This is a genomic window from Lysinibacillus sp. VIII_CA (assembly GCF_049943995.1).
Classification (GTDB): Bacteria; Bacillota; Bacilli; order Bacillales_A; family Planococcaceae; genus Lysinibacillus; species Lysinibacillus pinottii.
This window is the reverse complement of the sequence record NZ_JBNFXM010000005.1, coordinates 232,906-246,083: the sequence shown is the minus strand read 5'-3', so window position 1 is coordinate 246,083 and position 13,178 is coordinate 232,906. Positions and strand designations below refer to the sequence as shown.

Sequence of the window (13,178 nt, the reverse complement as noted above, 5' to 3'; positions counted from 1 at the left end):
TAGTTGAATAACTGCCTCTAAAGAGAATTGTATATTTATGTTAAAATTTAGGGATAGTTCTTGAGAACAACTTGGTTATTTAATAAGAGTTTTTCGTTATTGCCATAGATACTTTATTTATAGTAGAAGAAGTGAGGGATTAACATGTTTTTTGTTCAAATGTCTGGCTTTCCTGGGTCTGGGAAGTCTACACTTTCTCGTCAAATTGCTGAGCGTACAGGAGCAGTCATAATAGACCACGATATTGTAAAATCTGCTTTATTACAGTCAACAGAAGAAATTCAAATCGATTCAAAATTAACTGGTAAGATTTCATATAATATTGATTGGTCTTTAATTGAATTTTACTTATCACAAGGACAAAATGTAGTATTTGATAGCCCTTGCCTTTATCAAGAAATGGTAGATCGAGGAATTGCTATGTCTAAAAAATATAATGTGAAGTACAAATATATTGAGTGCTACCTTGATGATTTTCAAGAGATTAATTTTAGATTGAAAAATCGAGAAAGAATGATAAGTCAAATAAGTGAGGTAACTTCCGAAGAGAATTTTAAATATACATTAGTCAATAGTAAAAGACCCGCTGATTATCAGTGCTTGGTTGTAAATACTGGCGAACCTATCGATAGTTATATTAATGACGTTGTAAATTACATAAAGAAATGAGTTGTAAATATTTTTATTCAATTAAAGGGCGCGATTGTGGAGCAACACAGGTAGAAAATACTCAAACTTTTTTATAAGGCCTGACTTAAAACAGCTAAAGAAGAATCCCTTTTGGTCAATCTTTTTTCAAAAGGGATTCTTCTTATTTAACGTAAAATAAGGAATTTGCGAGGCATTTTTAATCAAACTTTATTCCAAACCAACAGTATTGAGTTACAATAAAGTTGTATACAGAACACTTAAACAGAATACATGAGTGATGATAACTATAAAATACAAACCTTGGTACAGTGTATTGCTGTATCAGGGTTTTTGTTTATGGTTTTTATTATGGCACACAAAATGCATTTCTTTAGTAAAGAATGCGACTTTCCTTCATCTAAGTAGCCATATGGTTGAATAACATTTTTATATGAAAGTCACGCTCTAGAAATGAAATAAAACTGTGATGAAACACCCCTTTGAAACCGAATAGGAGAGCAACATTTCAAATAATGTTCCTTGATATAATTCTCTATGTAATATAACTTTGTTTGAACAAGGAGATGGAAGCATGAGTAAGTTAACAGGCAAAATCGCTTTAGTTACAGGGTCAAGTCGAGGAATTGGCCGCAGTATTGCATTGCGTCTGGCTCAAGAGGGAGCCTTTGTCATCGTTCATTACGGGAAAAGGCGTAATGAGGCAGAAGCAGTTGTTCACCAGATCGAACAAAGCGGAGGAAATGCTTGCGCAATTGGTGCTGACCTCAGTACTCTAGATGGTATTCAAGATTTATTTACTACTTTGGATGATACTATTCGGGGATATATGGGCGGTGTCGGATTCGATATTCTTGTCAACAATGCTGGAATAGGTCAAATTATGAGTTTAGAAGAGACGACGGAAGAATCATTTGAGGAGGTAATGAAGATTAATGTTAAAGCACCACTTTTTGTTACTCAGCAAGCTTTGCCACGTTTAAAAGATGGAGGACGTATTATTAATATTTCTTCTTTTGTGACACGTGCAGCTTCGCCAAGTGTCTTCACATACAGTATGTCCAAAGGTGCTATCGACACTTTTACGCGTCTTCTAGCCAAGCAACTAGGGAGCCGTGATATTACGGTAAACGCCATCCAACCTGGAATTATTAATACGGAGATGAATGCTGAGACTTTGGAAAACCTTGATGGGCAAAAATATGCGGCTGGTCTTTCAATCTTCAATAGATGGGGAGAACCCGAGGATGTGGCAGATATTGCCGCCTTTCTTGCTTCCTCAGACAGCCGTTGGGTAACTGGTCAATTACTCGATGCAAGTGGAGGATCTCATCTATAGAACCTGTAAGATAACGAATTTATACGGAACTTCAAATGAAGACACCCGAAAAAGTTAGACACATATTTTTAAGCAGTTACTGAGGAATGAACTCTGTATTGGACAGGGCTCATTCCTTTTAATTTTTCTTTCATTCGTTGGTTATTGTAAATAGTAAATGTACCTCTCCAATTCGAAATGAAATGTTCTATACTTTCAAATTTTTAGTTCAGATGTTAATCGTCCTTCATTATGGAAGTATGTTGAACGATTGGCCCCATTTACAGAGGGAAATCCAGTTCCAGATTACGAGAAACAGAGTGGATTTATCGATGCCTAGCAATCGGGCTCAATTGTTGAACAGCATAGTTAGAAAATGATCCGATTTATTTAATAAAATCGAAACCGAAATATGCAAGAAAAGAATCTATTATGATCATACCTTCTATTAATATGGATTCTTTTATTTGCCGTAAAATATGGGTTTCTGAGGTACTTTAATTGCATGTCATCAAAAGCAAATGATTAAAATGTGGCACGAAGTTAAATGTAGGTTATTCCATTAAAGGGCGCGTCTTTTTCAATGCATCACTATTGCTTAGCAATGGCTTTTAAGAAGCAGCTCTAGAAATTATCTAATTTATATAATAAACCACAAATAAAAAAGCAATTGTAAAAGTAAAAGATATATCCAGAGTTAGGTGAAACTAACTTGGAGATAGTTTAATTTTTTATGTAAAAAAAATTAAATTTCAGATTCCTATCATTTTTCTTAGCTACAATGTAGTCAAATGAAGGGGGTAGTATCCATGAAAAAAAAGAGAATCAGTTTGATATTGGCTTTTTTAGTAACTTGTACATTCACTTTTGGATTAAGTGTTCGAGCTGATGATGACCATGAACACGAGTATAAGAAACATGAGAAGTACGACGATGATGATCGTTACGAATATGATGATGAAGATGAATCCTATAATACGAATGGTGAAGTATACGAAAAAGGTACTTGGAATATTTGGACAAGAGAATTAGTTATGGAGAAAGAGGTTTTGCCTTTCAGCATGTCAAAATTAGTCAATTTGAAAGTAGTAGGTATGAATAAAGAATTAAATTTTTATGTTATCCCAAAAGACGGGGAGTTTTTTGTACCAGGGAAAACAGTGGCACAGCTTTTAGGAGCAAAAGCTACCTTTTACAAAACAAGCAAAATTTTAGATATACAATATCAAGAGAATGAACTAGTTTTTCGCTCAGGTACTAATGTTGTCTATGATAACAATGTTAAAACACCGTTACCTGCATCTTCATTCTATTTAAATGAGGAACTCTATGTACCAATCAGTGTCATTACAAATGGCTTAGGCTATGTGGTCGAATGGCAAGAAGACAATCAAATGTTTTTATGTCAACTTTTAATCAAATAGGAAGGAATGGTGAACAATGAAAGATCCGAAAAAAGCGAAATGGATATTAGGCGCATCAGGGGTGATGTTATCTGCCGTACTATTAACGCAAATAAACACTTCAATACAAGCAAAAACAAACCATTCAAATGATCTTCAAATTACTGCGCAACAAGAAAAAGACATGACGGAGAAAGAGAAAGAGCTTGTCCAACTAGATTGGACAAATTTTGAAGTTCAAGCTGCCAATCAAATTTCAAAAAAGAGTGATCGAAAAACCAAAAGAACATAGTGGAGATGATGAAGATGGACACACTTTCCCTACAATTAATGAATACCGATTTTTTTATAGCTATTCCAAAAGGTAAAAATAAAAATTGGAAAGAGCGGGCTGAAAAATGGTTGCAGTACGTAGCAAAAGAATGGTCAAGGTTTCTACCTAATAATGAGTTGTCACTATTAAATGAATTAAAGATTGGCGAGACATTGCAACTAAGCACGTCACTTTATGATTGTTTACAACGAGCAAATCAATATTATCTTCAATCCAATGGATTATTCTCACCCTATTTGAAGTTGCAGCTGGAGCAGCAGGGCTACAATCAGTCGTTCCCATTTAAAGTGGCTAAGCATCAATCCTCAAATGTAAAGTCCATCTCAGGAAAGCCATTTCAGTTTTTAAGCAATCAGCAGGTAATGAAACTTACGAACCAGGAAATTGATTTAGGTGGATTTGCTAAAGGGTATGCCATAGAAACGCTGGCTAATTGGCTTGAAAATGAGGTTGCCCCTGATTACGGCATTATAGATGGTGGTGGTGATATGAAACTATGGTCTACAGGGGAGAAGATATGGAAGATTGGTGTGGCTGACCCTAAAATAATTGATAAAGAAATTAGCTATATCAATATTAGCACGGGAGCGATTGCCACTTCTAATCGAATTTTTAGAAGTTGGACACAAAATAATATTACGAAGAATCATCTATTGAATGGACGAACAGGTGAGGTTGCCAAAACAGATGTGTTGCAAGCGACGGTCGTAACATCTTCATTGTGTGATGCCGAAGTATGGGCAAAGCTTTGTTTCCTAATAGATGAAAGTGAGCAACAACAGTGGTTTGAAACAAATTGTCAACGAAATGCTCGGTTTATTGTCAAAGAAGGACAAGAAGGTTATTGGATGATGGCAAGGGGGAGAGAAGTTGTTAACTAGTACATGGGAATGGATTAGACTATTTGGATTTTTAGCCTATTTTTATTTTACAATCTCCATTGTTTTTGGGCTTTTAAGAAAATCACCATATGTAAAATCACATAAAAACTTAATTTATCAAATACATCAAAATGCAGGTTGGATGGGGTTGTTCACATTAATAGCCCATATGCTTGTATTAATGATTGACAGCTATAAGCCTTATAATGTAGTGGAAGTTTTGATTCCTTTTGCCGCCGACTATAAGTCAGTAGCCTCTAGTCTTGGCACAATTGCTTTTTATTGTTTTTTGATCGTGTTAATGACTTCAGATTTATGGATTAAAACAATGAGTCGATCTATATGGAAGAATATTCATATGCTTGTGTTACCTGCGTGGTTACTTTCACTTTGCCATGGCATCATCATTGGTACTGATACTGAAAATTTATTTGTACTAATTTTTTATGCGTTAACAGCCGGTTTCACTTTAGTTATATTGGTTTTGCGAAGAGTGAGCCAAGAGAGTTTGAAAAAGGACATTTCCCCGAAAAATAATACGTCTATCTAAGTGATAAAAGCATCAACTCTTCCTAGAAAAAGGGAAGGATTGATGCTTCTATTATTTCAAATTTTAAATACAATATGAAATGTTGTGCCTGTTCCTACTTTACTTGTAGCAAAAATTTTCCCATTGTGCTGTTCAACAATCGCTTTTGCTATTGACAGACCTAAACCAGTTCCGTTTCTTTGGCGTGCAGCATCGCTACGATAAAATCGTTCAAAGATTAAGGATAATTCATGCTCTGGTATACCAATTCCTTGATCGGTTAAAGCAATTTCAATAGAATCTCTTTCTTTTAAAAGGGTGAGTGTTATTTTCCCTTTTTTAGAGTACGAAATAGCATTTTCCAATAATATATAGAGTAGTTCTTGTATCTTTGCTGCATCTCCAAGTAGCTCTATATTTTCTTCAATTTGTGTTTCAAATTGTATTTCAGGAGGCATTAATTTGTGGAATTTTGCACTAACTTTTTCTAGCATTTTGGAGAGTGGTATAACACCTATATGCTGATTCCATTGTTGCTGATCATGGCGAGCTAAAAATAACAATTTCTCCAACAATTCTTTCATTAGTTGAGCTTCTTCTTTCATTTCATGAATTAATTCTTTGCCAAAAGGGCTTATATTTTTAGCTTCTTCTAGATCTAATATATCGAGCGAGCTATAAAAAATACTGAGTGGTGTGCGCAATTCATGAGAGGCATCTGAAACAAACTTTTTCTGTTTATCATATGACCATTGAATAGGGACCATTGCTTTACCTGCCATATAGTAACTAAGGAGTCCGATTAAGACTGTAGAAATACAAGTTAACAGAATAAGTAACTGAATGGTTTTTTTGAAAAAGTGTTGTTGTGAAGTAATGGATTTCCCTAAAATGATATATCCAACAACCTCATTACGTTCGTAAATAGGTTTTTTCAGAAGAAGGAAATGCTCATTTTGCCATTCGAAATGGAGCACTGTTTTTTCATTTGTCTTGCTTTTTGTAAAGACTTCCTCTAATTGTGTTTTCAGACCTTTATAGGACTCATCACCGTGAACAAATATATGGTTGTTTGTATAAATGTAATAGAAAAAATTACGGTTTGGATCATAGCTCAAATTTTCCTTGTCATGATCCTTGTATTCATAAAAATCATGTTTTTGTTTTGTATAGATGGATTCTAGTTCTTCTAACTGTTGAGTATCCATCAAATTTACGAGTGAAAAATAAAGAATGATGATGAAGAGAGAAAAAAACGAAAAGAAAATGGTGGCATATAATAATGATAATTTTTTTCTTGTTTTATTAAACACAGTAATCCCTCAGTTTATAGCCAATCCCTCTTACATTTTGAATATGCGATTTTTCATGGCTAGTATCAATTTTTTTTCGGACGAGTTTCACAAGTGCATCCAAGGAGTTATTTGAAACGTCAAAATCATAGCCCCATATGTAAATACATATTTGTTCTCTTGTAAGCACATGTCCCTTATTGATGAATAGGAATTCTAAGAGTGCAAACTCATTTTTAGTTAATTCAATTTCAGTATTATCGCGAAGGAAAACGCGAGAATCTATATTAAGTTGTAAATTTTCTACTTGGATGACTTGTTCGATTACTTTTTCTTTTCTTCGCAGTACTGCTCGAATTCTTGCTAAAAGTTCCTCCATCTTAAAAGGTTTTACTAAGTAATCATCTGCTCCACTATCTAAACCTTGAATAATATCAGAGGTATCATCTTTTGCAGTCAGCATCAAAATACCACCACTAAAACCTGTATCTCGAAGTTGTTTGCAAACCTCAAGACCACTCAACTGAGGCATCATCCAATCTAAAATTAATAAATCAAAGCTTTCGGAAAAGGTATGGTCGAGCGCGTCTAGTCCGTTATCCACTTCGATTACGTGGTGAAATTCCTTTCTAAGAATATATACGATATTTTTTCTTAAACGAGCATCATCTTCTGCAAGTAATATTTTCAAAGTTGTTTTCCCCCTGTAAATTATATTCAATATACTATACAACCCTAAAATGAATTTAAACTGAAAATTGTAGCTTTGAAAAAAAGATGCGATGCTTTTTTAAAAGTAGTGGAGGTTTGACCATTGGTAATCAATATGAGAGCCGCACGATCAAGATGTATCGTTGATTTTTGAAATTATGATTTGGGTAAATCTTTTATTTCTGTGCAATGTGCCAGCCAATAGGTTTTGATTCGGGCATTGATCTACTCCCTTAGTTGGTTGTGATAAAAGTATACTACGAATATCACAGCAAGCGGCATAAAACGGAAAGAGCAAAATGAATCACATAAAAATTATGACTGAACCTTGAAATAAATGAAAACACCTCTCTGATTAAGGAGGTGTTTTTACGAGAGGTATAGAGGGGTAATAATGGTTGTGGTTAATACTTTTAAATAATAATAATATTTTTCAATTTTTTCCTTTTGTACATCCTTGTAAAGCCTCAATAGAATATGCATCATGTGATTTTAAACACCATTAGCATAATTTTCCGTTTGTGTATAAGGTATTTCTTCATATGTAGGAGATAGAGATCAAGCGTGTAAAAAAACTTATTTTTGTTCTAACGTCTAACTACTTTTTCGTTAATTGGCACTCATTTCTGAGTCTGAACAAAAATGCAGAAGTTTGTTTTTATTTTAAACACGAACTAGTAAACAGTATATATGTACATAAGCTGAGTGGAGCTATTTTTATACTAAGTGTCTATACTGTTTAACCAATCAAATGTAAAATAAGTGATTCTTATGTATGAAATATGTAGATTTATCGAAAAAGGGACTTAAATAAACTAAACAGCTTGTATTCCTGTCAACATTATCGTTCTTTTTTTCTTCTGGTTAGAAGTAATTGATATAGAAAAATAATGGCCAAAAAAATTACTCCAAATAAATAAAACCAAAATATGGTTGTTTTTTCTCCCCAGTGAATACTTACTTGGCGTAAAAGAGCAATAAATAAGATTAGTAACGGGATAAGTATAGCTTTCCTATTAATCAAAATTGTTCACCACCTCTAATTTTCAATTTATGTTTCTGCATGCCTATCCAACTTTGAAACATTTTTTCAAATCTTAGCTAAAGTAAATGGAATCCCCTAAAAGCAAAGTGTTTCGCCATTTTAAACAAATGTCTATAACACCGATTACTAAAAGGGGATGATACAAATAAAAATTTAAATTCAATTACTTAGAACTATGTAATTAAATTATAATCAAAAAGTCAAAACTAAGTTTATTTTAGTTAGTCGTTACCTAACCATACTCCAACTACCCCACCTACTACGGCACCAGCAGCAATTCCCCAAGGTCCACCAAGTCTACCCACTTGAGCCCCTTTTTTTGCTCCTTGTACTAAAGCAACACCTGTCGCGCCAAGACCTGCACCTGTAGAAAAATTAAGAACAGAAGATGCAGCGCCCCCTCCACTAATCTGTAACTCATCATTAGACAATTCAATTAAATTTGCATCAAAACAATAGTCTCTCATGTATCGTGTTCTCCTTTACATTTATTTTTTATCAATCGCATACCCAATAATATAAGCAACAGCTCCGTAATGAGCTCCTACTACTGCTCCTGCCGGACCACCAACAAGGCCACCAACAGTAGCAAACCCTGCAGAAGTCTGAATTGTATTCCAGATTTCATTCTTCAGGCCCCCGCCATCTATTTCCATTAACTCTGCTTCAGATAGTTCGTTCATCCCTAACATATGTATTCACCACCTTTCTAGTAATCGGAATCTAATTAACATATATGTTTAAACATATATTATTTTTTTTGGGTCATATTTACAATTGTGTAATTCCGCAAAGTATCAATTGCGTAATCACACAGTTGATTACAGAATGTAGCTCTATTTAGGGGGGGAATTAACACCAATTTATTAGCATTCTTTATGTAATTTTTACCTGAATTTCGATTACCAATTTTAGAAATATAGCAAAATATTAAAATTGATAACAAAATTTTACTATTCCATTTTGTTGTTAGACGTTTATAATGAAATGTAAATATTTTAAAAGTGGGTGATGGGTGGAGTTGCTGTATCAAAAAAAAATACTTAAGGAAATGAAAGAAATAGTTTTATCGGAAGATTTCCATGAGTCTTTCAGAACTAACATTTTAAATTATATTGATGAAAAAAAAGATTCGCATATGATTTTTGGGCATCTCTGTATGATTCACTATCAAGAATTTGCCCAAGATGATAACTTGGAAATTATAAAGATAGCTGCCGCTATTGAACTAATAATTTTAAGCTTTGATATAATAGATGATTTACAAGACAATGATTCAGATAATATCTGGTGCAATGAACCTGCTTTTGCTATGAATGCAACTTTAGCCATGATTTTTTTAGCTATAAAGCTGATAAGTGAAAGTTCCTTTACTCATAAACAAATAGCTGTAGGTGTTTTAAACGATTTTGTCTTAAGAAGTATTAACGGACAACACTTAGATTTATTAAATAATTGTAGAGTTGAAGAAAGCTATATAGAAATGATTACTTTAAAATCTGGATCATTGACTGCCTTAAGTAGTCAATTAGGCACGGTTCTAGCGTTAGGTAAATATGAACCCTGTGTAGAAGAGTATTCAAGCTATATAGGTGTTATTCAACAAATAAAAAATGATATTGAGGATTTAAACATATGGAATAAGAAAAATGATTTGCTAAATAAAAAATTTTCCATACCCATTATTTTTTTATTTGAACAAAGTGAGGAGTATTCGAAAATTTTAACAGATTATTATTCAGGTACTACAGCATACTTAGATAATCAAATTTTTGAAGATGCTTTGATGAATAACGGAGCTATCCATTATACCGTTGCATTAAAAAATACGTTTAAATATAAAGCACTAGATTTATTAAAGATAATGCCATTTAGCAAAAAAAGTAGGCTATATTTAGAGAAATTAATGGAATGAGGGCTGTAATTTGAGAAAATTAATTCAGTATTTATTAGAAAATCCTAGTTTAATTGTTTCCTTAAAAGAAAACAAATTGTCATTAGTAGGTGTTACAACACGAGAGCAACAGGCTATTTTGGAAGCATTTAAAGAGCCTATCTATTTTAGAGGGCTTGGATGGCGCGGGGCAGTGGATGAAAATAAAATATAGTGCGTTTTTATTTACGATTATTAGCTATACATTAGCGATCGTATATATGTTGTCTATCAGTTTCAGATTTCCATTGATCGGCATTGAAGTCGAAAGAGTACATAATGATTGGGTCATAAAGAATTTTACCTATCCTGAGTGGGCAAACCTCAATGATGCAAAAAAAGGGGATACTATTTTAGAGGTAGATAATAAAGAAATAGAAACAGGAAAAGACACAAAAGAATATATGATAAGAAGTGCAAATAGTATCTTGTTAGAAGATTCACAGGGTAATTTAAAGACTATACAAATTAAGTATTCAGAGTTACCATATCAATTTCTGCATGCTTTCATTATTCCATTAGTTTATTTCTTTATCAATTTAACGTTAAGTATTTATTTATATATATATAAAAGAAAAACCTTTCAATCCTTGGGCATCTTTATTTTATTTATACTGACAGTTTCATTGACTTATAGCAGTGTGGGAGCTTCTACTCGATTAGATAGTTTAGGCATATTTATAATAAGCAATGGTTTAATATTAAGCTTAATTTTATTAATTCATTTTTTATGTAATTATCTTAAATCTTTAAGTATTCATTTCACTTTTATAGTGAATAAAATGATCTTATATGGATTTACTTGTATTGTTGGTTTATTGACGCTATGTGAGATGGTTAATCCTTTGATAAGACCATTCAATACAATCCTAATTTTAGTTATATTTTGTGTTCTAATACTTTATGCTATTTTTATAATGGGTATGTCTTACATAAGATATCGTAAGCAACAATTTTTGCTATTATTTTTATGTTTGATAGTACCATTCCTCCCGTTTGTGCTACTCTACGTTCTACCGATTCTTTTATTTAAACAATTTATCATATCATCTTCGGTTTGCGCTTTGTTTTTATTAGTTATCCCTATTTCTTTACTATTGGTGCAATTTCCTGAGCGGTTGTTTGATTTAGATTATCAAATTTCCAAGATCCGTAATTATAGTTTGTTTTCATTAACGTTAGCTGCTTTAATATGTACAGGGATTTATCTTACTATTCATATTTATTTAATGGATTTACTGTATATCTTTTTATTTGTGTTTATATTATTGGTAGTTGCACTCTATATTAAAGAAAAAATAGATTATGCTAATCGGAAGCTACTATATTCCCCTAAAGGAGATTATATTCACGTTGTCCATAAAACTATTGAACGCATTATAAAAGTGACAACAGTTGAAGAATTATTAGAGCGTTTTACAGAGGAACTATCACAACAATTAGCTGTTAGTAATATTACTATTTATATCTACTCTACAGTTGATGGAACAGTTATAAAGAATGATTTACCGTCTGTTCCTGTCTTTAATACTGATATTATTGAAAAAATAAGCTTAGGTGAGATAAAGAAAATAGGGGACCTTTATATAGGTTGTTTACATGAAACCTTAGATCAAAAATACATTCTTACGATTGGGGATAAAGATAAAGTTTATTTAAAAAGAGAAGAGTTATTATGCCTTGAACTGTTGATTATGTACATAAGTAACTTTATTGAAAATACGCAATTGGTTGAAGACTTAATCTACCAATTGAATACTTCTCAAAAACCAGGTAAGCCATATCCTCCATGGCTAAGGAAATTCGTTTGGATAAAGCTCGAAAACGAAAAATATCAGCTAGCTCAAGAGCTCCATGATACGATTCTTCAAGAACAAATCCATCTAATTAGAGAGATAGATAAATTTCAAGACAGGCAAGTACAAAAAGAAATACAACAACTCATTCAGCAGCATCGCGAAAATCTGGTTGAGCTTAATCACCAATTACGCTATTATTGTGGAAAATTGAAGCCACCACTACTAGAAAAGCAAGGTTTAAAGGCAGCATTAAATAAATTATTTGCAGAGACAGATCAGCGGGCGGATTTCGCTATGATTCTTGAAATTGAAGATGTAGAGTTAGCGAATGCTGATTATCCTTTACTCATTTATCGAACAGTACAAGAATTATTAAATAACGCAATAAAGCATTCACAAGCTACCTATGTGAAGATACAACTTATCTCTACACTATATGGCTTTGAGCTGGTGTATTTGGATAATGGTATAGGCTGCGATTTGTCCGAAAGTGAACGGAAAAATTCTATGGGACTCCAAGGAATAATAGAGCGTATTTATGCTTATAACGGTTTTATCCAAATTGAGTCTGCTCCTGACGAAGGGATGCGCGTCCATATAAAAATAGAGGAAGGAGTTACTTATGATTAAACTACTTATAGTAGACGACCATCCTATGATTTTGGATGGCAGTAAAAAGCTTTTTAACGCCGTATCAGACATTTCAATTGATACATTAAATGATATAGAGTCATTTGCAGATGTTATTGAGAAAAAAGTGTATGATGTTTTTTTAATTGATGTTAATCTCGGTGCTTGCAGTGGTCTAACATTTGCTGAATTAGTGAAGGAAAAATATCCATCCTCAATTGTAATTTTATATACGGGTGATGATATTAAAGATTACTATTCCTTAATTATTGAAAAGAAAATTAATAATGTGATTTCGAAAACAGCAACAAAAGATCGGATATTAAAAACCATTTACGCAGCCATGAACAATGATATGTTACTTCCTGAAAACTTTATTGATTATGTTAATGATCGGTATTCAGGGAACTCTCTCAAAAAAATATTGCGCTTCAATAACAGAGAAAAAAGAATACTCGAGCTCGTAATGGAAGGATATACGAATCAGGCTATTGCGCTTGAACTGGGTGTAAAGCAACGGACAATTGAAAATAATTTAACACAAATCTATGCACTGTTAAATGTGGGGACACGTGCTGAAGCGGTAATAAAAGCGAAGGAGATGGGGTTGATTTGAAAATTAGGGAGAGTAGTATAACGCTTATACTGCTCTTTT

The 13,178-nt window shown here is 33.0% G+C and carries 15 protein-coding genes; 10 read left to right on the top strand and 5 right to left on the bottom strand.

The window, feature by feature from the left end; all coding sequences use genetic code 11:
* The first annotated feature begins 144 nt into the window (after positions 1–144).
* Both ACP3VS_RS10075 and ACP3VS_RS10070 read left to right on the top strand, forming a co-directional pair.
* Positions 145–669 (top strand): AAA family ATPase, encoded by a 525-nt coding sequence (locus ACP3VS_RS10075; RefSeq protein ID WP_012296026.1) that lies wholly within the window; start codon positions 145–147, stop codon positions 667–669.
* Positions 670–1,222: 553 nt separating this feature from the next.
* Positions 1,223–1,987, top strand: a complete 765-nt coding sequence (locus ACP3VS_RS10070; protein ID WP_099805414.1) for an SDR family oxidoreductase — start codon at positions 1,223–1,225, stop codon at positions 1,985–1,987.
* 68 nt (positions 1,988–2,055) lie between these two features.
* On the opposite strand, the gene ACP3VS_RS10065 is transcribed toward ACP3VS_RS10070, so the two are convergent.
* On the bottom strand, positions 2,056–2,139 hold the full coding sequence (locus tag ACP3VS_RS10065; protein WP_426388604.1) for an IS3 family transposase: 84 nt from the start codon (positions 2,137–2,139) through the stop codon (positions 2,056–2,058).
* A 636-nt stretch (positions 2,140–2,775) separates the two neighbouring features.
* Between ACP3VS_RS10065 and ACP3VS_RS10060 the strand changes: the two genes are divergently transcribed.
* Genes ACP3VS_RS10060 through ACP3VS_RS10045 form a run of 4 tightly spaced genes read left to right on the top strand, consistent with a single transcriptional unit; the run spans position 2,776 to position 5,134 of the window.
* A complete protein-coding gene (locus ACP3VS_RS10060; protein WP_426388595.1) occupies positions 2,776–3,390 on the top strand; it encodes a copper amine oxidase N-terminal domain-containing protein in 615 nt (204 codons plus the stop codon).
* A gap of 16 nt (positions 3,391–3,406) precedes the next feature.
* On the top strand, positions 3,407–3,661 hold the full coding sequence (locus ACP3VS_RS10055) for a hypothetical protein (protein WP_012296022.1): 255 nt from the start codon (positions 3,407–3,409) through the stop codon (positions 3,659–3,661).
* 14 nt (positions 3,662–3,675) lie between these two features.
* Complete coding sequence (locus tag ACP3VS_RS10050; protein WP_257216161.1) at positions 3,676–4,584, top strand: FAD:protein FMN transferase; 909 nt, start codon at positions 3,676–3,678, stop codon at positions 4,582–4,584.
* Positions 4,574–5,134 (top strand): ferric reductase-like transmembrane domain-containing protein, encoded by a 561-nt coding sequence (locus ACP3VS_RS10045; protein ID WP_099805411.1) that lies wholly within the window; start codon positions 4,574–4,576, stop codon positions 5,132–5,134. The genes ACP3VS_RS10050 and ACP3VS_RS10045 overlap by 11 nt, the downstream gene beginning before the upstream one ends.
* A 56-nt stretch (positions 5,135–5,190) precedes the next feature.
* Here the strand turns inward: ACP3VS_RS10045 and ACP3VS_RS10040 are convergent, their stop codons facing one another.
* From ACP3VS_RS10040 to ACP3VS_RS10025, 4 genes are all read right to left on the bottom strand, one after another.
* The gene (locus ACP3VS_RS10040; protein WP_012296019.1) at positions 5,191–6,426 is read right to left on the bottom strand and encodes a sensor histidine kinase; all 1,236 of its coding nucleotides are present in this window, start codon (positions 6,424–6,426) and stop codon (positions 5,191–5,193) included.
* Entirely contained in the window at positions 6,419–7,096 is a 678-nt protein-coding gene (locus ACP3VS_RS10035) for a response regulator transcription factor (RefSeq protein ID WP_012296018.1), read from the bottom strand. The genes ACP3VS_RS10040 and ACP3VS_RS10035 overlap by 8 nt, the downstream gene beginning before the upstream one ends.
* Before the next feature lie 1,286 nt (positions 7,097–8,382).
* Positions 8,383–8,628, bottom strand: coding sequence for a hypothetical protein (locus ACP3VS_RS10030; protein ID WP_036164731.1), 246 nt, complete (start codon positions 8,626–8,628; stop codon positions 8,383–8,385).
* A 21-nt stretch (positions 8,629–8,649) separates the two neighbouring features.
* On the bottom strand, positions 8,650–8,853 hold the full coding sequence (locus ACP3VS_RS10025) for a Blp family class II bacteriocin (RefSeq protein ID WP_230591299.1): 204 nt from the start codon (positions 8,851–8,853) through the stop codon (positions 8,650–8,652).
* A 323-nt stretch (positions 8,854–9,176) separates the two neighbouring features.
* Between ACP3VS_RS10025 and ACP3VS_RS10020 the strand changes: the two genes are divergently transcribed.
* The 4 genes from ACP3VS_RS10020 to ACP3VS_RS10005 are packed head-to-tail and all read left to right on the top strand — an operon-like array spanning position 9,177 to position 13,139.
* Positions 9,177–10,076: a polyprenyl synthetase family protein gene (locus ACP3VS_RS10020; protein ID WP_426388594.1), complete on the top strand. Its 900-nt coding sequence runs from the start codon at positions 9,177–9,179 to the stop codon at positions 10,074–10,076.
* Positions 10,077–10,086: 10 nt separating this feature from the next.
* Positions 10,087–10,269 (top strand): competence pheromone ComX, encoded by a 183-nt coding sequence (gene comX, locus ACP3VS_RS10015; protein ID WP_036164729.1) that lies wholly within the window; start codon positions 10,087–10,089, stop codon positions 10,267–10,269.
* Positions 10,253–12,523, top strand: coding sequence for a sensor histidine kinase (locus tag ACP3VS_RS10010; RefSeq protein ID WP_332291134.1), 2,271 nt, complete (start codon positions 10,253–10,255; stop codon positions 12,521–12,523). Before comX ends, ACP3VS_RS10010 begins: the two co-directional genes overlap by 17 nt.
* Positions 12,516–13,139, top strand: coding sequence for a response regulator transcription factor (locus tag ACP3VS_RS10005; RefSeq protein ID WP_036164723.1), 624 nt, complete (start codon positions 12,516–12,518; stop codon positions 13,137–13,139). The genes ACP3VS_RS10010 and ACP3VS_RS10005 overlap by 8 nt, the downstream gene beginning before the upstream one ends.
* The last annotated feature ends 39 nt before the right edge of the window (positions 13,140–13,178 follow it).

Excerpts from the sequence above, each read along its gene's own strand:
- ACP3VS_RS10075 (WP_012296026.1), top strand. The coding sequence starts at position 145 with ATGTTTTTTGTTCAAATGTCTGGCTTTCCTGGGTCTGGGAAGTCTACA.
- ACP3VS_RS10070 (WP_099805414.1), top strand. The coding sequence starts at position 1,223 with ATGAGTAAGTTAACAGGCAAAATCGCTTTAGTTACAGGGTCAAGTCGA.
- ACP3VS_RS10060 (WP_426388595.1), top strand. The coding sequence starts at position 2,776 with ATGAAAAAAAAGAGAATCAGTTTGATATTGGCTTTTTTAGTAACTTGT.
- ACP3VS_RS10055 (WP_012296022.1), top strand. The coding sequence starts at position 3,407 with ATGAAAGATCCGAAAAAAGCGAAATGGATATTAGGCGCATCAGGGGTG.
- ACP3VS_RS10050 (WP_257216161.1), top strand. The coding sequence starts at position 3,676 with ATGGACACACTTTCCCTACAATTAATGAATACCGATTTTTTTATAGCT.
- ACP3VS_RS10030 (WP_036164731.1), bottom strand. The coding sequence starts at position 8,628 with ATGAGAGACTATTGTTTTGATGCAAATTTAATTGAATTGTCTAATGAT.
- ACP3VS_RS10025 (WP_230591299.1), bottom strand. The coding sequence starts at position 8,853 with ATGTTAGGGATGAACGAACTATCTGAAGCAGAGTTAATGGAAATAGAT.
- ACP3VS_RS10010 (WP_332291134.1), top strand. The coding sequence starts at position 10,253 with ATGAAAATAAAATATAGTGCGTTTTTATTTACGATTATTAGCTATACA.
- ACP3VS_RS10005 (WP_036164723.1), top strand. The coding sequence starts at position 12,516 with ATGATTAAACTACTTATAGTAGACGACCATCCTATGATTTTGGATGGC.